Consider the following 21,634-nt stretch of genomic DNA (forward strand, 5'->3'; position numbering starts at 1 on the left):
CACCACGGCCACCAGCGGCACCCGTGGGCCGAACACGGCCGAGCTCACCGCCATCGACATGCACGTCCACGCCGAGGTGTCCACGCGGGGCACGACCTCGCTCTCCGCCGAACTGGACAGCGCCGCCGGCACGTACTTCAAGGCGGAGCACCGCCGCCCCACCCTGCCGGAGATCGCCGCGTACTACCGCGAGCGGAGGATGGCCTGTGTGGTCTTCACGGTCGACGCGGAGTCGGCCACCGGCACCGTACCCGTACCGAATGAGGAGATCGCCGAATCGGCCCGGGAGCACCCGGACGTGATCATCCCGTTCGCGGGGGTCGATCCGCACAAGGGCAGGGCCGCCGTGCGCCAGATCCGCCGGCTGGTCGCCGAGTACGGGGTACGGGGATTCAAGTTCCACCCCAACATCCAGGCGTTCCACCCCAATGACCGCATGGCGTACCCGCTGTACGAGGCCATAGAGGAGGCCGGCGCGATCGCCGTCTTCCACACCGGGCAGACCGGCATCGGCGCGGGGGCGCCCGGAGGCGGCGGCATCCGGCTGAAGTACTCGAATCCGCTGGACGTCGACGACGTCGCCACCGACTTCCCCGGGATGCGGATCATCCTCGCCCATCCGTCCTTCCCCTGGCAGGACGAGGCTCTCGCCGTGGCCACGCACAAGCCGGAGGTGTACATCGATCTGTCGGGCTGGTCGCCGAAGTACTTCCCGCCACAGCTCGTGCGGTACGCCAACAGCCTGCTGCGGGACAAGGTGCTGTTCGGGTCCGACTACCCGCTGCTCTCCCCCGACCGCTGGCTCGCCGACTTCGCGAAGCTGCCGGTCAAGGACGAGGTGCGTCCGAAGATCCTCAAGGAGAACGCGGCCCGGCTGCTCGGCCTGACGGAGGAGTGAGTCATGCGCAATCAGGGCATCGGCTCCTGGACCGCCCGGCGCAATCGCAAGACGCCGCGCCGCCCCGCCCTCGTCCACGAGGGTCACGGCCTCACCTACGGGGAGTTGCACGACCGCTGCACACGGCTGGCCCATGCCCTGCGTGACGCAGGAGTCGAACGCGGGGACCGGGTGGCCTTCCTCGGCCCGAACCATCCGGCCTTCCTGGAGGCCCTCTTCGCGGCGGGGCAACTCGGGGCTGTCTTCGTGCCGCTGAACTCCCGTCTCACCATGCCCGAACTGGTGCACCAGATCACCGACTCCGGCAGCCGCGTCCTGGTCCACGCCCACCGGCCGGCCGCCGACATGGCGGAGCTCGCGGACCGGGCCGGTCTCGCGACGCTGATCGCTGTGACGGCCGGTCCGGGACTCGCCTACGAGGAGACGATCGCCGCCGCCTCGGCAAAGGAGATCGATGAGGAGGTGGGGCATGAGGAGCCCTGCCTGATCATGTACACCTCGGGCACCACGGGCAGGGCGAAGGGCGCCGTCCTGACCCATGGCAACATCATCTGGAACAGCGTCAACGTCCTCGTCGACACCGACCTGTCCGGCGAGGAGGTCGCGCTCGTCAGCGCGCCCCTCTTCCACACGGCGGCCCTCAACATGACCGCCCTGCCCACCCTGCTCAAGGGCGGCACGGTCCTGCTGGAGTCCTCCTTCGATCCGGACCGCACGCTTGGGCTGGTGGAACAGCACCGTGTCAGCTGTCTGTTCGGGGTTCCGACCATGTACGACGCGATGGCCTCGGCGCCGGGCTGGGACACCGCCGACCTGTCGAGCCTGCGGACCCTCCTCTGCGGCGGGGCACCCGTCCCCGCCCGCACCGCGCGCGCCTATCTGGAGCGCGGACTGGCGTTCGTCCAGGGGTACGGGATGACGGAGACCTCGCCCGGGGCACTCGTACTGGACCGCGCCGACTCCCTCGACCGCGTCGGATCGGCCGGGGTACCGCACTTCTTCACGGATGTCCGCGTCCGGAACGCGGCGGGCGAGGACACGGCACCGGGCGAGAAGGGCGAGGTCGTCGTCTCGGGCCCGAACGTCACGCCCGGCTACTGGAATCTTCCGGAGGAGAGCCGCGCGGTCTTCACCGAGGACGGCTGGTTCCGTTCCGGCGACGTGGCGCTGGTCGACGCATACGGCTATGTGCATCTGGTCGACCGCCTCAAGGACATGATCATCTCGGGTGGAGAGAACATCTACCCCGCCGAGGCCGAGGACGCGCTCCTCGAACATCCGGACGTCATCGAATGCGCGGTCTTCGGCGTGCCCGACTCCAAGTGGGGCGAGGTCGGCCGGGCCGTGGTCGTCCTCTCTCCGGGCTCCACCGCGACGCAGACTGAACTCCTCGCCCATCTGAACGGCCGGCTGGCCCGCTACAAGATTCCCCGGACCTTTCGCCTCCTGCGCGGCACAATGCTGCCGCGCAACGCCACCGGAAAGCTGCTCAAGGGCGTCATCCGGTCCGAATTCGGCGACTGACCGCCCCTCATCGACTGAATCCCTCTCAGCACCCGGGAGTACCCCATGCCCCTCACAGTCAACGGAATCGACGAGATCAAGGCCCAGGCCGGAGCCGATCTCGGCCACAGCGGCTGGCTGGAGATCCTCCAGCCGCGCGTGAACACCTTCGCCGACGCCACCGGCGACCACCAGTGGATCCACACCGATGTCGAGCGCGCCAAGGACGGCCCCTTCGGCGGGACCATCGCCCACGGTTACCTCACCCTCTCCCTCCTGATCCCCCTGTGGAGCGAACTGCTGCGGGTCGAGGGCGTCTCGATGGCCGTCAACTACGGTCTGAACAAGGTCCGTTTCCCCTCTCCCGTGCGGGTCGGCGCGAAGGTCCGCGCCCACGGCCAGGTCGTGTCCGCGGAAGAGGTCCAGGGCGGGGTCGAGGTCGTCGTCGACCTGACCGTGGAGATCGACGGCTCGGCGAAGCCCGCCTGCGTCGCCCAGGCGGTGTACAGGTTCTACGCCTGAGTCGCACGACGAGCCCGAGGGGCGCCCACCGAAGCCGCCACCCTCGGGCTCGCCCCCTCACCGTCGCTCCCCGGCAGCCATGCCGCCGCGTAGAGCATGAGCTCAGGGGCGACGGTGCAGCCGCTGTCCCGCACACGGCGCCCTGCGGCCGCCTGCGCCCCGCCACTCCTCGAACCCCTCGCCGGACACAGTCTTACGACAACAGCGTTGACATGTAAATGGGCACCTCGGTTGCATGACCGTTCGACACATCCCTCCCTCTCGCCTTGGAGCACCTCATGGCCAAGCCCGATCTGATCTTCACCCGTGGCCCCATCCACACCGGCGATCCCGCGCGCACCCGGGCAAGCAGCCTGGCCGTCACCGGGGAGCGCATCACCGCCGTCGGCCATGACGAGGTGCGCGAACTGATCGGCCCGGACACCGAAGTCATCGATCTCCAGGGCAAGTTGCTGCTCCCCGGATTCCAGGACTCCCACATCCACGCCGTGTTCGGCGGAATGGAACTGGCCGAGTGCGATCTGACCGGCACGGTGGGCGTCGAGGAATACCTCACCCTCATACGCTCCTACGCCGACGCGCACCCGGACCGCTCGTGGATCACGGGCGGCGGCTGGTCCATGGAGAGCTTCGACGGCGGACTGCCCACCCGGCAGCTCCTCGACTCGGTGATCCCGGACCGCCCGGTCCTTCTGGCCAACCGCGACCACCACGGCGCCTGGGCCAACACCCGGGCACTCGAACTGGCCGGTCTCACCCGGGAATCCGCCGATCCCTTCGACGGCCGGATCGAGCGCGAGCCGGACGGCACCCCGAGCGGCATGCTGCAGGAGGGCGCCACCGCCCTGGTCTCCCGGATCGTGCCGCCGAGCACACCGGCGGACCGCCTCGCCGGTCTGCTGCGGGCCCAGAAGCTGCTGCATTCCCTCGGTGTCACCGGCTGGCAGGACGCTCTGCTGGGCGTGTTCGGCGGCAAGCCGGACCCGTCCGACGCCTATATGACAGCCGCCCGTGAAGGCACGCTCACCGCCCGGGTGACCGGGGCCCTGTGGTGGGACCGCGAGCGGGGGGCCGAGCAGATCCCCGAGCTGCTGTCCCAGCGGGAGCAGTTGAGCCACGGGCGGTTCCGGGCCCGTGCGGTGAAGATCATGCAGGACGGCATCGCCGAGAACTTCACGGCAGCCATGACCACCCCCTACCTCGACGGCTGCGGCTGCGCCACCGCCAACTCCGGTCTGAGCTTCGTCGACCCCGTCGCCCTGCGCTCGTACGTCACCGAGCTCGACGCCCACGACTTCCAGGTCCACTTCCACGCGCTCGGCGACCGGGGGGTGCGCGAGGCCCTGGACGCGGTCGAGGCAGCCGTCGAGGCCCATGGGCGGCGTGGCAACCGCCACCATCTCGCCCACCTCCAGGTGGTCCACCCCGACGATCTGGATCGCTTCGCACGGCTCGGCGCCATCGCCAACATCCAGCCGCTCTGGGCCGCACACGAACCCCAGATGGACGAGCTGACGATCCCCTTCCTCGGACCCGAACGGGCCTCCTGGCAGTACCCGTTCGGCTCCCTGCTGCGCGCCGGAGCCACCCTGGCCGCGGGCAGCGACTGGCCCGTCAGCAGCCCCGATCCGATCGCCGGAATCCATGTCGCGGTGAACCGGATGGAGCCCGAGGCCACCGACGGTCGGGTCTTCCTGCCGGAGCAGCGCCTCGACCTCGCCACCGCGGTGGCCGCCTACACCGCCGGCTCGGCACATGTGAACGGGCTCGACGACACCGGCAGTCTGCTCCCCGGCCACTTGGCCGACCTGGTGGTGCTGGACCGGGACATCTTCACCCTGCCCCCGGAGGAGATCGCCGAGGCCCAGGTCCTGCGCACCTACGTCGGCGGCTCACTGGTGCACTCCGCCTGAGGGCCTAAGACGGCCGCCGCGAGGACTCCCGGACCAGCAGGCGCGTCGGCACGAGCACGCCCGAAGGCTCTTCGTCGCCGTTCTCCAGAGCGGCGACGAGGAGTTCGGTCCCGGCCTCGGCGATTTTCCGGGGCTGAAGGCTCAGCGTCGAGATCGGAGGTTCCGTGTGTTCGGCCGTATCGTCCTCGCTCACACACACCACGAGAAGGTCGCCGGGTACGTCGTAGCCGTGGCGGCGTGCCGCCTCCAGGACGAGTGGCGGGCTCAGCTCCGCCACCACGAAGAGGGCGTCGGGCCGCTCAGCGGCCGTCAGCGCGCTCTCCACGGCCCGGACCGCCGGGCCGTTTCCGGCGTCGGCGACGAAGGTCACCCGGGGCGTGTCGCCACGTACGGCACACCAGCCCCGGTAGGCGGCCAGCACCTTCCGGTGGAAGCGGGTGGTGCTGTCGGGCAGCACGAGCGCCGTCCGCCGTGCGCCCTGCGATGCCAGATGTTCCAGGGTTTCGCGGACCGCCTCCTCGGCATCGACGTCCACCCAGCGCGCTCCAGGTCTGCCGTCCACCGATCCGTCGCTGAAGACGGGGATACGGGCGGCAAGCAGATCCTCCACCACCCGGTCGTCGGCGACCGGATCGGCAACTATCACCGCTTCGAGCGGCAGGTCGGCCCACTCGCTGTGCAGCGATCCCGCGGGCAGCATCACCAGGGCGTATCCGTGTTTGAGCGCGGAAGCCGCCGTGGCGCCGGTCAGCTGGGCGAAGTACGGCGACTCCAGATACGTCCACGGGGTCCCCGCGAACTCCCCCACGACGTAACCGATCAGCGGGGCCCGCCCCGCACGCAGCTGCCGGGCGGTGGCGTTGGGCCGGTATCCCATCCTGCGCGCAGTCTCCCTGACCTTCTCCCGCACGGCCGGCGAGAGCCGTCCCGTGCCGTTGAGGGCCGCCGAGACGGTGGTCTTGGAGAGGCCCGCCTCTCGGGCGACATCGACGAGACGGACGCGGGGCGGGGCAGTTCGCGAAGTGTGGCCGCCGCGTTGGGGAGCTGAGGTCATGCACTGATGCTGCCACCCTCGCGACCTCAGCAAAACCGTTCCCGCAAAGTCTTGCGCGGGAACGTTCCCGCATCAATACTCGCTCCATCCCCCAGCGCCCGTCACTACACCCGTAAAGGGGTGGGTCTCCTTGCGCATGTCCAGAGCCACCGCGCTGCTTGTCTGTTCCGCCGTCGTCACGGCCACCGCCGGCTGCTCCGGCGCGACCGGGTCCCGGCCCGGCGGCGCCCCCGCCTACACCGTCACCCCGAACTCCCCGGCGGCGAAGGGCTCCCTCGACTCCTTCACCTGGTCGCTGTACGCCGAGCCCTACACGCTCGACTACGCCCTCGCCTACGACTACCCGCCGAACACCGTGCTCGCCAACGTGTGCGAGCAGCTGTTGCGGGTCACCCCCGACATGAAGATCGAACCCGGGCTGGCCGTGAAGTACGCGAACCCGGACCCGAAGACCTGGGTGTACACCCTTCGACCGGGTGTGAAGTTCCACGACGGATCGACCATGACGGCGGACGACGTGGTCGCCTCCCTCAAGCGCCACATGGATCCGGCCACCGGCTCCCCGTGGGGCTCGACCTTCAAGAACGTCGCCTCCATCAAGAAGAGCGGCCCGCTGGAGGTGACGATCCGGCTCAACAAGCCCGACGTGCTCCTCAACGAACTCATGGCGGCCTCCCCCGGCACCGTCGAGAGCGCCGCCTTCCTGGCCAAGGCCGGCAAGGACTACGGCGGCCCCAAGGGCAAGGTCAACTGCACCGGCCCCTACGCGCTCGACAGCTGGGCCCAGGGCGACAGCATCACCCTGAAGAAGAACACCGCTTACTGGGACCGGTCGCTGTCGCCCAAGACCGACACCGTGAGATTCACCTTCATCGAGGACCCGTCCGCCCGCACCAACGCCTTCCTGTCCGGCACGGCCGACGGCGGCTACCTGGTGCCCTCCTCCTCCCTCGCCCAGCTGCGCACCAGCTCCAAGGGCAAGGTGTACTTCGGCCCCAACACCGGGGCCGCCGATCTCGCCGTGCTCGACCTCAAGGGCCCGCTCGGAGACCTCAAGGTCCGCCAGGCCCTCTCCATGGCCCTCGACCGCAAGAACATCATCAAGGCTGCCGCCGGCGGCATCGGCACTTCCTCGAAGGCGCCCGCTGCGCGTGACGCGTGGGCGCTGGCGCCCGAGAAGGCCGACGACTTCTTCAAGGCGCTGCCCGAGCCCGTGTACGACGTGGCCGGCGCGAAGAAGCTGATCTCCGAGGCCGGTGCCACGGGGCGCAAGGTCACCCTCGTCACCAGCTCGCTCGCCCCGGAGATCAGCGTCGTGGCCAATGCCGTCCAGGCCGCCGGCAAACAGATCGGCCTCGACGTCCAGCTGAAGTCCGTTGCCCCGGAGGCGTACACCAGCGTCTTCGTCGACGCCAGCGCCCGTAAGGGACTGGACCTCGTCATCACCAACGGGTACGACAACACGCCCGACCCGCTGGAGTTCTATCAGTACCTGCGCACGGGTGACTTCGGCAACTACGGCAACTGGTCGAACGCCGAGTTCGACGCCATCTTCGACAAGGCGAACGCGGAGCCCGATGGGGCGCGCCGCGCGGACCTGACCGCCGAACTCCAGCGCATCGCCGTGCGCGAGCTCCCGATCATCCCGCTGTACGAAGCCCCTTACTCGGTCTTCCTCGGCAGCCGGGTGTCAGGTGCCCCGACCGGCATCGCCCAGCTGTACTACCCATGGGCCGCGACGATCGGGGCCGCGCAGTAATGACGCGTTATCTGATGAGCCGCCTCGGCGGACTGGCGGTGGTGCTGCTCGTCACCTCGCTCATCGTCTTCGGCACCGTGCATCTCGCGCCGGGCGACCCGGTGACCTTCCTGCTCCACGGCCGTCCCGCGACCCCGGACGCGGTCGCGGCGTTGCGTGCGCAGTACCACTTGGACGACCCGCTGCCGGTCCAGTACGCGAAGTGGCTCGGCGGCGTCCTGCAGGGCGACTTCGGCCGCTCGACCCAGTTCCACCAGGACGTCGGCTCCCTCATCGTCTCCCGCCTGCCGGGCACCGCGCTGCTCGTCGGCTACGCGGCGCTGCTGGTCGCAGTCCTCGGCGTGACGGGCGGCATCATGGCAGCCCTGCGCCCCGGGGCGGTGGACCGCGCCGTGCTCCTCGGCACCGGCGTCACCACGGCCACTCCCTCGTTCGTCAGCGCCATCGCGCTCGTCTCGCTCTTCTCCGTCCAACTGGGCTGGTTTCCCGGGCCCGGTGGCACTCCCGAGGGCCTCGGCGACCGCCTCTACCATCTGACGCTGCCCGCCTTCGCCCTGGCGATCACATTCGCCGGGCTGCTGGCCCGGGTCACCCGGTCAGCGATGCTCGACGAACTCGGGCGCGAACACGTCGAGGTGGCCCGCGCCCGCGGGGTCGCGGGAGGCGCCGTGGTCCGTCGGCATGTGCTGCGCAACGCGTTGGGCCCCATCGTCACCGTCGGCGGCACCATGCTCGCCGGCCTGCTGATCAGCACCTCGATCGTCGAAACCGCGTTCAACGTGTCCGGTATCGGCTCCCTGCTGGTGCAGGCGGTGACAGCCAAGGACTTCGCCGTCGTTCAGGCGATCACCCTGCTCAGCGTGGCGGCGTTCGTCCTTGTCAACCTGATCGTCGACCTGCTCGTGCCGCTTGTCGATCCCCGGCTGTCCCTCTACGGGGAGGCTTCCCGATGACCACCGCCATCTCCCCCGCGTCCCCCTCCCCGGATGCGCTGCGCCGCCGCCGGGGCCTGCGCGGACTGCGGGTTCTCAGCCAGGGCCCACTGTTCGCGGCAGGCGTCGCCGTGCTCGCGGTGCTCGTCCTGATCGCCGTCCTCGCCCCCGTGCTCGCACCGTACGACCCCGACGTGCTCGACCTGTCGGCCAGCCTGACGGGCACCAGCGGTGACCATCTCCTCGGCACCGACCAGTCGGGCCGGGACATCCTGTCGAGGCTCATCCACGGCGCGCGCACGGGCCTGCTCGGACCGCTCCTCGTGGTCGGCGCCTCGACCCTCCTGGGCACGCTCGTCGGCATGGTCGCCGCCTGGCGCGGTGGCTGGGCCGATGCCCTGCTGTCCCGGTCGATGGACCTGGCCTTCGCGATCCCCGGACTGCTGCTGGCCATCCTCCTGGTAGCTGTCCTCGGCTCGGGCATGACCGCGCCCGTGATCGCCATGGCCGTGGCCTACACCCCGTACGTCGGACGCCTGGTCCGAGGTATCGCCCGCCAGGAGAAGGCCCGCGCCTACATCGAGTCCTACCGCGTGCAGGGCTGGTCGGGCTGGACGATCTGCCTGCGTCATCTGCTGCCGAACATCGCGCCGACCGTGTTCGCGCAGTCCGCGATGAACTTCGGCTACGTACTGATGGATCTCGCCGCGCTGTCCTTCCTCGGGTTCGGGGTGCAGCCGCCCACGGCCGACTGGGGAGCCATGATCAACGAAGGCCAGTCGGCGATCCAGCAGGGGGCGATGCTGCCGGCGCTCGCACCGTCCGCGTGCATCGTCCTCGCCGTGGTCGCCTTCGGCATCGTCGGCGAAGGGCTCGCCGACCGAATCGCGAAGCGGGAGCGGTGAGTCCCATGACCGAGTACGAAACCCCGGCGCTGGAGATCGACGGGCTCGGCGTCCGTCTGCCCGGCGAGCAGGCGGCCCGGCCCATCCTCGACGGCGTCACGCTGCGGGTCGAGGCCGGCGAGACCGTCGGCCTGGTCGGCGAATCCGGCTCGGGCAAGTCGGTCGCGTGCCGCAGCGTGCTCGGGCTGCTGCCGCCTCGGGCGCGAACGAGTGGTGAGGTGCGGGTCGCGGGCCGCGACGTCCTGACCATGAACCGCGCCGAACTGGCCGGGCTGCGCGCCAGACAGGTTGCGATGATCTTCCAGGACCCGCGCGCGTCCGTGAACCCGCTGCGCCGCGTAGGCGACTTCCTCACCGAGGGACTGCGCGGGGCGGGCACCCCCGCCGCCGCGGCCGAGAACCGGGCCGAGGAACTCCTCGACGCGGTGGGCATCCGCGATCCGCGGGGCGCGCTGCGCCGCTACCCGCACCAGTTCTCCGGCGGGATGCTCCAGCGCGTGGTCATTGCGGCTGCCCTCGCGGGCGAGCCCGCTCTGCTGGTCGCCGACGAGCCGACCACGGCCCTCGATGTCACCACCCAGGCGGAGATCATCGCGATCCTCACTCGCCTCCAGGCCGCACGCGGCACCGGAATGCTCTTCGTCACCCACGACCTCGAACTGGCCTCGGCGATCTGCGACCGCGTGTACGTCATGTACGCGGGCCGGATCGTCGAAACCAGCGGCACCGACGCGCTGTTCGACCGTCCACGCCACCCGTACACGGCGGGACTCCTCGCCTGCACGCCCCGTATCGAGGCCGCAGCCGCCGCCCCACGCCCCATCCCGGGCCGACCCGTCTCCCTCGCCGAGGCCCCACCGGGGTGCGCCTTCGCAGCGCGCTGCGCCCATGCGCAGCCGCGCTGTTTTGAGGAGACGCCCGAACTTGCGGACCACGGCGACGGACTCGCCGCGTGCCACCGCGCCGACGAAGGGATCGAACTGTGACCGGGGCGACCGAGGAACTCGTCGTTCAGAGACTGCGCAAGCGGTACGGAGACCACACGGCGGTGGAGGACGTGTCCTTCACCCTGTCACCGGGGGCCTCCCTCGGCATCGTCGGCGAATCCGGCAGCGGCAAGACCACGACGGTGCGGATGCTCGTCGGCCTGGAGCGCCCCGACGGCGGCACCATCCGCATCGGTGGTCGTGACCGCTCGGCGCCCGCCCGGGGCAGAGCCGAGCGGCTCGCCCGCGCACGCGAGATCCAGATGGTCTTCCAGGATCCGTACCTGTCCCTCGATCCGCGGGTGACCGTGGGCCGGTGCGTCGAGGAGGTCCTGCGCCTCCACTTCCCGATGGAGACGACGGCCCGGCGGGAGCGCGTCGCCGAACTCCTCGACCAGGTCGGGCTCGGCGAACGGGAGGCGGCCGCCCTGCCCGGCAAGCTGTCCGGCGGCCAGCGCCAGCGCGTGGCGATCGCCCGCGCGCTGGCCGCCGAACCGCGCGTCCTCGTCCTCGACGAGGCCGTGGCGGCCTTGGACGTGTCCATTCAGGCGCAGGTCCTCGAACTCCTGGGCACCATCCGGCGCGAGGTCGGCATCGGCTTCCTCTTCGTCACCCATGACCTCGCCGTCGTCCGGCACATCACCGACGAGGTGATGGTCCTCAAGGAGGGACAGGTGGTGGAGGCGGGCCCTACGGCCGGGATCCTGGACGCGCCTCATCACCCCTACACACGCCTGCTGCTCAGCTCAGTCCCCCGACGCGGCTGGAACCCCGCCGACGCCGCAGCCGCCCGCCGCTCCCTCGGTTGACCAACCCGTTCCGAGCCCCGGACACCGCGGCGCCCCTCAACTTCACCTGGAGGCCCTCGGCCTGGGCGCGGCCGGCCAACTCGTCGATGAGTCGGTCATTCGCGGCCCGCGTCGGCTGCGGCTCGGCCGCCTCACCAGATTCGGCCTCGGTCATGTTGTCGCCGGTCATCGACGCATCTTCCTTTGATGGGAGTTACACCGAACGATTTACGGTTCCCGGCCTGCATCGTGGATCGTTCACCCTCGTATGTATGGGGCGGGGTGAGCTGTCCGATACGGAGTGGGCTCGGATGGAGAGCAGCACTCCACAGTGATCGTCTTTTACACCACGCCCGCAGACATGGCCTATCCGCCCGACGCCCCGCCTTGTAACCTCTGATCATGTTGTTCCCGGACCACACGACGGTTCGGGCACGCCGTCGTCTGTCTCCCACGGTGGGGCGAATGTCTGCCAGCGATCCCGACACACGCGACCTGCCGGCGATCGCCTCACCAGGCTTGGTCGGACGCGAGCGCGAACTCGCCGCTTTGAGAGCGGCGTTGTCCGACCCGCCGGTGGTCGTGCTGATCGAGGGCGAGGCCGGGATCGGTAAGAGCCGACTGGTCCAGGAGCTACTCGCGGCGCATGCCCCGGCCCGGCAGCAGGTGCTGCTCGCGGCCTGCCCGGCTGTTCGACAGCCTTTCACGCTCGGGCCGGTGGTGGACGCGATCCGGCCGGCGACCGAGGACGTCGCCCGGCTCGGCCTGAGCGGGCTGGCGGGGGCGCTCCGGCCGTTGTTCCCCGAGTGGGCATCGGCGTTGCCGCCCACACCCGACCCGGCCGAAGACGCAGCAGCGGCACGACACCGACTGTTCCGGGCCATCGAGGAGATCCTCGAACGGCTCGGGATCGGGTTGCTCGCGGTTGAGGACGTGCACTGGGCAGATGAGGCCACCCTGGAGTTCCTGCTGTTCCTGGCATCACGTCCGCGACAACAGGTCAGTCTGCTGGTGAGCTACCGCCCGGAGGAAGTCGCGCCGGACTCTCTGCTGCTGCGGTTGTCGTCGCGGCAACCGGCGGGTGCGGCGCGGCTGCGGCTGTCGTTGGAGCCGTTGGATGTCCCCGGGACTGCCGCGATGGTGTCCTCGATGCTGGGTGGGGAACGGGTTTCCGACGAGTTCGCGACCATCCTGCACGACCGGACCGACGGGCTTCCGCTCGCGGTCGAGGAGTCCGTCCGGCTGATGTGGAACCGCGCCGACCCGACCCGGCGGGATGATTCCTGGGTGCGGCAGCGACTGAGTGAGATCGACGTACCGCCGACGGTGCGGGACGTCGTACTGGAACGCGGCGCACGGCTCGGCCCGGCGGCGCAGGCGGCGTTGCGCACGGCCGCCGTACTCACCGACCCCGCCCCCGAGGACGCCGTCGTCGAGGTGATGGCTCCGGAAGGCGATCCGGCGAGCAGGCTGGCAGGCCTGGCGGAGGCGGTGGGTTCGGGGCTGCTGAGGGAGGACCAGCGCGGGCTGGTCTCGTTCCGGCACATGCTGGCGTGCCGCGCGGTGTACGAGGCGATTCCTGTGCCGCAGCGGCGGACGATGCACCTGCGTGCCGCACACGTCCTCGAAGGCACCACCCCGTCCCCGGTCGCCCAGCTGGCGCGCCACTTCCGGGAGGCCGGCGACACGACGGCGTGGTGCCGGTACGCGGAACAGTCTGCCGACCTCGCCCTCGCCTCGGGTGACGACGCTACGGCGGTCATCCTGCTGCACGATCTGCTCACCAACGCCGATCTGCCGCCCGCCGACGTGGTCCGGCTGACCAGCAAGGTTCCGTTCTGTCTGCTCAGCGGACACGAACGCTACCGCGAACTGATGGACACTCTCCGCCTCGTGCTGGACACCGGTGAGCCGGCGCCGAGCGAGGCGGCGGAGATCCGCTTCCATGTCGCCCGTCTGCTGCAGCAGACGGAGGCGTTCGAGCAGTCCCGGATCGAGATGGAACGAGCGCTGCCCGACCTCGGGCACGACCCGGCGAAGGCAGCCCGCGCCATGGTGTTTCTCGGCCTGCCGTACGGGACGACGACGCCGGCGGCCGAACACCTCAGGTGGCTGCGGCGCGTGGCGCAGGTGCCGGTCTCGATGGCGCCGGGGGACCGGCTGAGCATCCGGGTCGGACGGGCGAGCGGGCTTTTGCTGCTCGGTGAGGAGGAGGGGTGGGCAGAGGCGGCGTTGATCGCCGATGACGCGTCCACCGCCGCGGAGAGGCAGCAGATCACGGTCGGCCAACTCAACGTCGGGCACATGGCGCTGATCTGGGGGAGGTACCCGGAGGCGAGGCGGGTGCTCACGCTGGCCGCAGGGCTGGCCGACACGTATCAGTACCGGAAACTTCGTAGGCTCGGGCAGGTGACGCTGGCTCACCTGGACTGGCTCACCGGAGCCTGGGACGGGCTGGCCGACCGGGCCGGATCGCTGGCCGGTGACGAGGAACTCCTGCAGCCGGTGAGTCGCCTGGCGCCGGCCATGGTCACCGGCTTGCTGTACGCGGCCCGCGGTGATCAGGAGAGAGCGGACGAGTGCCTGCGGCTCGTCCTTGAACAGGCGGACCGACATGGCGGGGCGGAGTACTCCATCGAACCTGCCGGCGCCCTGGCCAGGCTCCGGCTCGGCGCCGGGCGGATCGACGACGTGCTGCAGCTGACCGACGAGCCGATCCGGTTCCTGGAACGCAAGGGCACTTGGATCTGGGCCACCGAACTCGCCCCGGTCCGGGCCGAGGCACTACTCATGGCCGGCCGCATCGACGAAGCCGGCGACTTGGTCGACGCTTTCGCGGCGGGAGTGCGTGATCGCCACGCACCAGGCCCGCACGCCGCCTTGTCGACCTGCAGGGCGATCCTGGCCCAGCATCAAGGCGATCCCCTCAGCGCCGCCGAACTGTTCGCGCGTGCGGCCGACGCGTGGCAGGGCCTTCCCCGGCCGTACGACGCCCTGCTCAGCCGCGAGCGACAGGCCCGCTGTCTGCTGCGTGCGGACCGGTCCGATGCGGCTCTCTCCGTCCTTACGGAAACCTTCCAGGGGTTGTCCACCCTCGGCGCTCGTGGCGACGCCGAGCGCGTCATGCACACACTGCGTGCATCCGGTGTCGGGGTGAAGCGTCCGTCGTGGCACGGTGGACGACGAAGCTACGGCGATCAACTGTCTCCCCGTGAGCTCGACGTGGTCCGGCTGCTCGTCGGAGGCCGGACCAACCGGGAGATCGCCGGTGTCCTCATCCTGTCGCCGAAGACGGTCGCGCGGCACGTGGAGGCAGCGATGCGCAAGCTCGAGGTGTCGTCCCGGACGGCACTGGCCGTGAAGGTCGTCGAAGGCGGCGTCGTCGTCGACAGCCGGACCGGCGGCCACCGTTAGGCGGGCGCGGCAGCAAAATTGGGTCATCTGCCCAATCGTCCGGTAGCCAGTGCGCGAACAACACTCAACGGCATGGAATCATTACGTCCGCCTGTCGCCGCTCATCTCCCCGCGTCCGCAGGGCTTCTGGCGCACGGTCGAATCTGACGGATCGCCTCGACCGGCCCAGCCCTCCTGGTTTCTGGACGAGGCCGGGTTCCGGGGCGAACCCCGCAGGCCGACCGACCGGTGCCAGGTCACTGGCGCAGCAGCGGGACGCGTCGTTCGCCGCCCGGCGCTGTACCACCGATCGGTCCGAAGCAGCACTGGCCGGCACCCACCACGTTCATCGCAGCCATTCGGCGCGATGCGCAATCCCCGCAACCGCGCAGTATCCGCGCGCATTCTCCCCTGAGAAAAGGTCATTGCCGCATGAGACAGTCACCACCGGCTGGGGCATCCAGGCTCCCGGTCCACCTGACCATCCCCATACTCCGGCGCTTGCCACACCGCTCACATCGGGCGCTCACGGCGCTGCTGGCCACGGCCTGCGTGGCCGGGACGCTCGGCATCCCCGCCGTCGCCGCCGCCGAAAAGCCGGCCACCCGGCCGACCCAGTCGCAGCAGAACGGCCCGGTCGTCGCCGCACACACGATCACCCTCGTCACGGGCGAGGTCGTGACGCTGGAGCGCCACGCCAACGGCTTGCAGGCGGCGACGGTCGCGCCCGCGCCCGACGGCACCCCGGCGGCGTTCTCCACCATGAAGGTGGGCGACGAGGTCTACGTCATCCCGGACAAGGCGCAGCCGTACCTTGCCGCGAACGAGCTCGACCGCGAGCTGTTCAACATCACCAAGCTGGTCGATTACGGCTACGACGACGCGCACCGCCCCGCCGTGCCGCTGCTGGCGACCTTCTCGGGCGCGCCGGGCAAGGCGGGCAAGGCGCTCAAGCAGGCCGCGCCGGCCGGTTCGGTGAAGGACGACGAGCTGCCCAGCGCCAACGCGGTGGCACTGCACGCGAACAGGAAGAAGGCGGTGACGTTCTGGGAGGCGGTCGACGACGACAGCGCCGCCGCGGCGACGGCACCGAAGCTTGCCAACGGCATCAAGAAGCTCTGGCTCGACCGGCCGGTGCAGGTGACGCTGGACCAGAGTGTGCCGCAGATCGGTGCGCCGGAGGCGTGGGCAAGGGGCTACGACGGCACCGGCACCAAGGTGGCCGTCCTCGACACCGGTGTCGACCCCAACCACCCTGATGTGGCGGGGCGGGTGAAGGAGACGCAGAACTTCACCGACGACCCCGACGCGGTCGACCACCACGGTCACGGCACGCATGTCGCCTCGACCATCGCCGGCTCGGGCGCCGCGTCGGGCGGCAAGTACAAGGGTGTGGCGCCGGGCGCCGACCTGTACATCGGCAAGGTCCTCAACAACGCCGGTGAAGGCCCCCAGTCGGCCGTCATCGCCGGCATGGAGTGGGCGGTGGCTCAGGGCGCGGACGTCGTCAGCATGAGCCTCGGCTCGGAGGCCCCCAGTGACGGCACCGACCCGCTCAGCGAGGCCGTCGACCAGCTCACCGCGTCCTCCGGCTCGCTGTTCGTCATCGCGGCCGGCAACACGGGCCCCGGCAAGTCGACCGTGGGCTCTCCGGGTGCCGCGGATGCCGCGCTGACCGTCGGCGCGGTGTCCAAGCAGGACCAGCTCGCGGACTTCTCCAGCCGCGGCCCGGTCAAGGAGACCTTCGCGGTCAAGCCGGAGATCACCGCGCCGGGCGTGGGCATCGTCGCCGCGCGCGCCGCGGGCACCTCGATGGGTACCCCGGTCGACGCCGACTACACCGCGGCCAGCGGCACCTCGATGGCCACCCCGCATGTGGCCGGCGCCGCGGCGATCCTCGCTCAGCGCCATCCGGACTGGACCGCCGACCGGCTCAAGCAGGTGCTGGTCGGCACCGCCAAGCAGGGCGCGTACACCGCCTATCAGCAGGGCAACGGCCGAGTCGATGTGGCCAAGGCCATCGACGCCCCGTTCTACTCCAGCCCCGCCGTCGTCAGCATGGGCAAGGCATCGGCCGAGAGCGCGCCGGTCACCAAGACGGTCAGCTATGTGAACACCTCCGCGGCGGACACCACGCTCTCGCTCCAACTGGCCTCTTCCGGGGAGACCGGGCCCGCGCCGGACGGCACGTTCACGCTCGGCGCCACCGACGTGACGGTCCCGGCGAACTCCACCGCGAGCGTGACGGTGACCTTCCACCCCGAGCTCGGCGACCTGGATGACTACACCGGTGTCATCACCGCCACCGCGACCGACGGCACCGCGATCCACACCACCGTCGGCGCGACGAAGGGGGCGCCCACCGTCGACCTCACGGTCAACACGATCGACCGGCACGGAAACCCGGCGACCGGCGAGCTTGCGGTGTTCAACCTGGACACGGGGGCCTTCCAGCAGGCCTTCCCCCAGGACGGAACCAAGACGGTCGCAGTGCCGCAGGGACGCTACTCCGTCATGGGTGTCGTCCACACGAGGGACGAGGCCTCGTCCCAGGTGACGGACTACACCCTCGCCGGTGAGCCCGTGGTGGAGCTGAAGGCGGCTCGGACGATCACGCTGGATGCCCGGCTGGGCAAGGAGGTCAAGGTCGCGACCCCCAAGGAGTCCGAGGCGACGGGCGGCTCCAATGGGGCAGCAGGCGAGTCGACGGATCCTCCAAACCGGGGCGCCCCACGCCAGCAACCGGAGTAACCGTCGGAAGCCTTACCCCCGCTTGGGCAACCATGTCAGCCGGGCGTTCTCGCCCGAGGCGCCGAAGAGGGCGGCTGCCACCGACGACACCAAGGCGCGGAAGCGAGTCAACTCCGCGAACGCCACGGCCAACCAGCCCAAGCTGTCCGTCACATACAACTACCGCCCCTCGGCCGGCAGCGAGGGTGGACGGCGCCGGAGCATGGAAGCGCTTTTGGCACGTCGCCCTCCCGTGCCTGTGGAGTCGGGACGACCTTCCCCAGGCCGACACTTGGAAGCAACCAGCTGTCACCGGAGGACGACGCTGATGCCTCAGCTCCGGGCGGACCGGTGACCCGTTCCGCCCTCGCCCTCGCCCTCAACAACCAATGGAAGTTATCTACTGAGGAAACCTCACTGGCCTACCCTTCCGTCGATGCGCTCGCGCAACAGGTCGGCGTGCCCGCAGTGGCGGGCGTACTCCTCGACCCTGTGCACCATCAGCTCCCGAACTGAGGTCCCGTCCTTCCCCAGACGCTCGCTCAGATCCGGGTGCTCGGCCAGCGCGGCGTCGGTCTCGGCCTGCTCGCGCTCCAGAGCGGAGTACGCAGCGTCGACCTCGGCCTGCTCGGCGACGGCTCCCTCGAAGTCCGCGTCCTTCTCGCCGTACAGCTTCGGCAGTGGATCACCGTCGCTGATCCAGTTCCGCCAGTCACGTTCCACTTCGGCGAGGTGTCGAAGCAGGCCGAGCAGCGACATCGTCGACGGCGGAACCGACCGACGGGCCAACTGCTCCGCATCCAGACCCTCGCACTTCATCCGCAGGGTCATGCGGTAGTCCGTCAGGAAGCCCTGCAGCGTCGCGAGCTCGCCGTCCGAACTGGCTCCTTCGCTGTTGCGCGGGTCGTCGTCCGGGTCAGCCCACATGTCGGGGTAGACGGTTGCTCGGCTCCATCGTCCGGGTTGATCACTCATACGTTCCATGTTCGTCCATGAGAGCCCAAGTTCGCCAGCAGGTTTCCCAAGGTTGATCACTTTCAGACTCCGTTGAGGACGAGGGGCAGGTGTGCCCCTTCAAGTGGAGCGCCGCATCGGAAGCCCCGGTCGGAAGGTGCGGGCCGCAGGTGGGCACGGTCGGCGACAGCAGTGGGTCGGCCCAGACCAAACAGTGCGCCAGGAGTACCGATTTACCGGCGCCCGGGCCACCGGTCACGAGCAGGATCGGGTGCTCGGCGAGGGCCGGGCAAGTCCTCTCCGGGTGCAGGTTGCAGGACGGGAACGTCGACGGTCCCGGGTGCGGGTGCCTCCACCGGCACCGCGCTTGCTGGTCACACGACGATGCAGGTCATGGCCGCCCACAGCAGGGGCGAGTGCTCGATCCGGCCGCCGGCGCGCCAGCGGTTGAGCTGCTCGCGCTGCCAGCGGCCGAGCCGGTGTACGGGGTCGCGGTGCTCGTGGGCGGTGTCGACGGCGATGATCGCTTCCGACAGCGGGCGTACGGACTCGGCCAGGCCGGCCAGCCGGTGGAACGCGAAGCTGGTGGGCAGCACCCAGCGGGTGGCGGTGACCAGCTCGGCACCGTTGTGGATCATCGCTGTCGCCAGGCCGAACGACTCGGCGAACCGCAGATCGCCGCCGCTCTCGCAGCCGATGAGGGCGACACGGGACGGCGCGGGCCAGATCCGCGCACCCGGCTCCCCGTCCGCGCGCAGGGGAAGCGTGCCGAGCAGGAGGTCCTTGGCGGACAGCGGCCGATGGGTGCGGATCGGCTCGGCCAGGCCGTCGGTCCCCGGACCGCAGCACAGATGGAGCGTGCCGTCCTCGCTCTGCCCGCCCTCGACCGGCGCGCCGCTCACGTGCCCGACGTACATCAGTCTGCGCGCCCCCTTGCGGAGCATGCCGCTCAGCCAGTCCCGGTCCAGGTCGGTGCGGCGGAATGCCTCGGCCGGGGTGGCGACGGGCGGTACGACGGCGCCCGTGTCGAGGCGGCTCTGGACGAACGACAGCAGCTCCGGGTCCGAGCCGGGCGGTCCCAGGACCGAGCCGAGCGAGGAGTCGGCCCGGAATCCGGGCACCCGGGGGTCAAGGACGAGAACGACCGTGTCGGCGTCGGTGTCCGCGTCCGGCGCCGGACGTGCGGCGGGATCCTGCCGCCGCAACGACACCGGGGCGGTGGTCACGACGTCCGCCAGATCGATGAGTCGGACATCGTCGTCGCCGACGGCGAGCAGTTCCCAGGGGACCTGGGCGACCCGGGACGACGGCTGAATCCGTACCAGCGGACGGCCCGCCCGCGCCGACACCTGGCGTATCTGCGCCGTCAGCCCCTCCGGCCACAGCGCCTCGGCCAGCACCCGCGCGAGCCGGTGTTCGGTCCGGTGATCGGCCATCGCTCCCGAGTCGAACGCTCGCCGTATCCCCTCCGCTCCGCCGCCCGCCCCCGGTAGCGCGGCGGCCAGTGCACCGACCGCCTGGTCGACTTCGTCACCGGGCCCGCGGCCGGTGCCGAACCCCCGGGCCCCGCCGGCCCACGACCAGGTCATGAACAGGTCCCCGGCGTCGGCCAGCCGGACCTGGACCACCGGGCGGCTCGTCAGATCGTCGGTGATCCAGAACGGCACCTCCTCCTCGTTCACGATCGGCCGGTGATAGCGGAACTCGGCCGCCGCGATGTACTCCTGGAGCGCGACGCGGCCGGATTCCGGCGACATCCGCACCTTCGGCGGCGGCGCGACGCGCAGGCCGACGGAGGCAGCGGCCTCCGCCGCCACACCCCCGAGCGTCATGGGGCCGTCGACATGCCCGTACGCCTTCATTGCCGCACTCGGGAAGACCGATGCGGCGGACTCGGCCGGCCCCGAGAGCGAGGTGCGCGTCGGCGACAGCGGCGTACGGTCCAGTGCCAGGGAGGCGCCCGCGCAACGGTGTTCCACCAGTTCGAAGAGCAGCCCCTGGTCCTGTCGGCGTACGGCGAGGCGGAAGACCAACTGCATGGCTTCGTCCGCCAGTTCCAGCCACTGACTGCGCGCGTGGGCGGTGACGAAGTCGTAGCGCGCCGCCTCCAGGGCCAGCGCGGCGGGAAGGGCGAGGGAGAGCGCGGTGCCGATGGACTCCGTCTCGCGGTCGCCGTGGTGCGTGAGGTTCAGGTTGTGCTCAAGGGCTTTCGCGAGCATGAGGTCGACCTGTGCGCACCGCTCGTACACCTCCCGCGCCTGGTACACCTCTCGGGCCTCATGGGCCAGCCGCTTCATCTCCTCGACGTCGCCCCGGTCATAGGCGTGCTGGGCACCCAGCAGCATGGTGTCGGCGGCGGCGATCGAGGCGCCGAGTCGTTCGAACCGGGCCAGGCTCGCCCCCAGCAGGTCGTCTGCGCCGGTGGCGTCGCCACGCCTGCCGGCGAGAAAGCCACGGGCCTGTTCACAGACCGCCAGGTCACCGAACCGCCCCTGCCGCTCGAAGGCCGCGGATGCCTCGGCGAACAACCGCTCCGCGAGGTCGAGGTCGCCCCGGTGCATCGCGGCGTACGCCCGGTGGGCGACCAGCGACTGCAGCTCACCGGTGTCCCCCATCGCCCGGAAGCCGTCCTCCGCTCGGGCGAAGTAGTCCTCGGCCAGGACGAGCCGCCCGGTCGAGGCGCAGATCACGCCGAGGGCGGTCAGCAGCCGCGGCACGGTCTCCACGACAGTCGCCGGCAGGGTGGACAGCAGCGCCGATGCCTGCTCCTCGGCCGCTCCCCACTCGCCCCGATCCATCAGCAGATGCACCCGGTTCAGGCCGAGTTCGGAAGTACGCAGCCCCTCGGGATCGTCGAATTCGGGCAGCCTGACCGCCGCCTCGTCCAGACACCCCAGCGCCTCGTCCAGGCGCCCGGTCCTGCGCAGCAGGTCGGCCCTGGCGAGCAGCGTCTTCAGCAGGACTTCCAGCCACAGTTGACGACCACGCGGCCCCATCGGCACCGACGCGATGCCGTCCAGCAGGCCGCGGGACCGCTCGACGGCCTTCTCCGCCCCGACCAGGTCCGTGGCGGTGAGCCGGACGCTCGCGATGTCGGACAGCAGGTGCGCCCGCAGGAACCGCACGTCGGGCGAGTCCTCGATGGACTCGGCCACGGTGAGCAACTCCTCGTAGACGGCGCACGCGGCCCCGGGATCAGCAGCCAGCTGATGCTCCTCGGCCAGGGCGAAGCCGCTGTCGAACGGCTCCCCGTACAGTCGCATCACCGCTGCGTTCTCCTCGTCCTCGCCCGGCATC

14 protein-coding genes are annotated in these 21,634 nt (G+C 70.4%); 11 read left to right on the forward strand and 3 right to left on the reverse strand.

All coding sequences use genetic code 11. The features are described from left to right. Positions 1 to 58 precede the first annotated feature (58 nt). From ACZ7IB_RS14080 to ACZ7IB_RS14095, 4 genes are all read left to right on the forward strand, one after another. On the forward strand, positions 59 to 898 hold the full coding sequence (locus ACZ7IB_RS14080; protein ID WP_470912918.1) for an amidohydrolase family protein: 840 nt from the start codon (positions 59 to 61) through the stop codon (positions 896 to 898). Positions 899 to 901: 3 nt separating this feature from the next. Then, entirely contained in the window at positions 902 to 2,422 is a 1,521-nt protein-coding gene (locus tag ACZ7IB_RS14085; protein ID WP_470912605.1) for an acyl-CoA synthetase, read from the forward strand. Positions 2,423 to 2,467: 45 nt separating this feature from the next. Next, positions 2,468 to 2,923, forward strand: a complete 456-nt coding sequence (locus tag ACZ7IB_RS14090; RefSeq protein ID WP_470912608.1) for a MaoC family dehydratase — start codon at positions 2,468 to 2,470, stop codon at positions 2,921 to 2,923. A gap of 278 nt (positions 2,924 to 3,201) precedes the next feature. Then, positions 3,202 to 4,836 (forward strand): amidohydrolase, encoded by a 1,635-nt coding sequence (locus tag ACZ7IB_RS14095; RefSeq protein ID WP_470912610.1) that lies wholly within the window; start codon positions 3,202 to 3,204, stop codon positions 4,834 to 4,836. A 4-nt stretch (positions 4,837 to 4,840) separates the two neighbouring features. Here ACZ7IB_RS14095 and ACZ7IB_RS14100 read toward each other — a convergent pair whose 3' ends face one another. Next, on the reverse strand, positions 4,841 to 5,890 hold the full coding sequence (locus ACZ7IB_RS14100) for a LacI family DNA-binding transcriptional regulator (RefSeq protein WP_470912614.1): 1,050 nt from the start codon (positions 5,888 to 5,890) through the stop codon (positions 4,841 to 4,843). Positions 5,891 to 6,026: 136 nt separating this feature from the next. Here ACZ7IB_RS14100 and ACZ7IB_RS14105 point away from each other — a divergent pair, with 136 nt between their 5' ends. From ACZ7IB_RS14105 to ACZ7IB_RS14135, 7 genes are all read left to right on the forward strand, one after another. Beyond that, a complete protein-coding gene (locus ACZ7IB_RS14105) occupies positions 6,027 to 7,649 on the forward strand; it encodes an ABC transporter substrate-binding protein (protein WP_470912919.1) in 1,623 nt (540 codons plus the stop codon). After that, positions 7,649 to 8,602, forward strand: coding sequence for an ABC transporter permease (locus ACZ7IB_RS14110; RefSeq protein ID WP_470912619.1), 954 nt, complete (start codon positions 7,649 to 7,651; stop codon positions 8,600 to 8,602). The genes ACZ7IB_RS14105 and ACZ7IB_RS14110 overlap by 1 nt, the downstream gene beginning before the upstream one ends. Further along, a complete protein-coding gene (locus ACZ7IB_RS14115) occupies positions 8,599 to 9,486 on the forward strand; it encodes an ABC transporter permease (protein WP_470912621.1) in 888 nt (295 codons plus the stop codon). The genes ACZ7IB_RS14110 and ACZ7IB_RS14115 overlap by 4 nt, the downstream gene beginning before the upstream one ends. 5 nt (positions 9,487 to 9,491) lie before the next feature. Beyond that, positions 9,492 to 10,472, forward strand: a complete 981-nt coding sequence (locus ACZ7IB_RS14120) for an ABC transporter ATP-binding protein (protein ID WP_470912624.1) — start codon at positions 9,492 to 9,494, stop codon at positions 10,470 to 10,472. Further along, on the forward strand, positions 10,469 to 11,281 hold the full coding sequence (locus ACZ7IB_RS14125; protein WP_470912628.1) for an ABC transporter ATP-binding protein: 813 nt from the start codon (positions 10,469 to 10,471) through the stop codon (positions 11,279 to 11,281). The genes ACZ7IB_RS14120 and ACZ7IB_RS14125 overlap by 4 nt, the downstream gene beginning before the upstream one ends. A gap of 444 nt (positions 11,282 to 11,725) precedes the next feature. Further along, the gene (locus ACZ7IB_RS14130) at positions 11,726 to 14,674 is read left to right on the forward strand and encodes an ATP-binding protein (protein ID WP_470912631.1); all 2,949 of its coding nucleotides are present in this window, start codon (positions 11,726 to 11,728) and stop codon (positions 14,672 to 14,674) included. Positions 14,675 to 15,154: 480 nt separating this feature from the next. Further along, positions 15,155 to 17,404, forward strand: a complete 2,250-nt coding sequence (locus ACZ7IB_RS14135) for a S8 family peptidase (protein WP_470912634.1) — start codon at positions 15,155 to 15,157, stop codon at positions 17,402 to 17,404. 393 nt (positions 17,405 to 17,797) lie between these two features. Here ACZ7IB_RS14135 and ACZ7IB_RS14140 read toward each other — a convergent pair whose 3' ends face one another. Together ACZ7IB_RS14140 and ACZ7IB_RS14145 are read right to left on the reverse strand one after the other, a co-directional pair. Next, positions 17,798 to 18,367: a DinB family protein gene (locus ACZ7IB_RS14140; protein ID WP_470912638.1), complete on the reverse strand. Its 570-nt coding sequence runs from the start codon at positions 18,365 to 18,367 to the stop codon at positions 17,798 to 17,800. A gap of 344 nt (positions 18,368 to 18,711) precedes the next feature. Then, on the reverse strand, positions 18,712 to 21,633 hold the full coding sequence (locus tag ACZ7IB_RS14145) for a CHAT domain-containing protein (RefSeq protein WP_470912641.1): 2,922 nt from the start codon (positions 21,631 to 21,633) through the stop codon (positions 18,712 to 18,714). Position 21,634 lies beyond the last annotated feature (1 nt).

It is taken from the genome of Streptomyces sp. NPDC037301 (genome assembly GCF_055602785.1).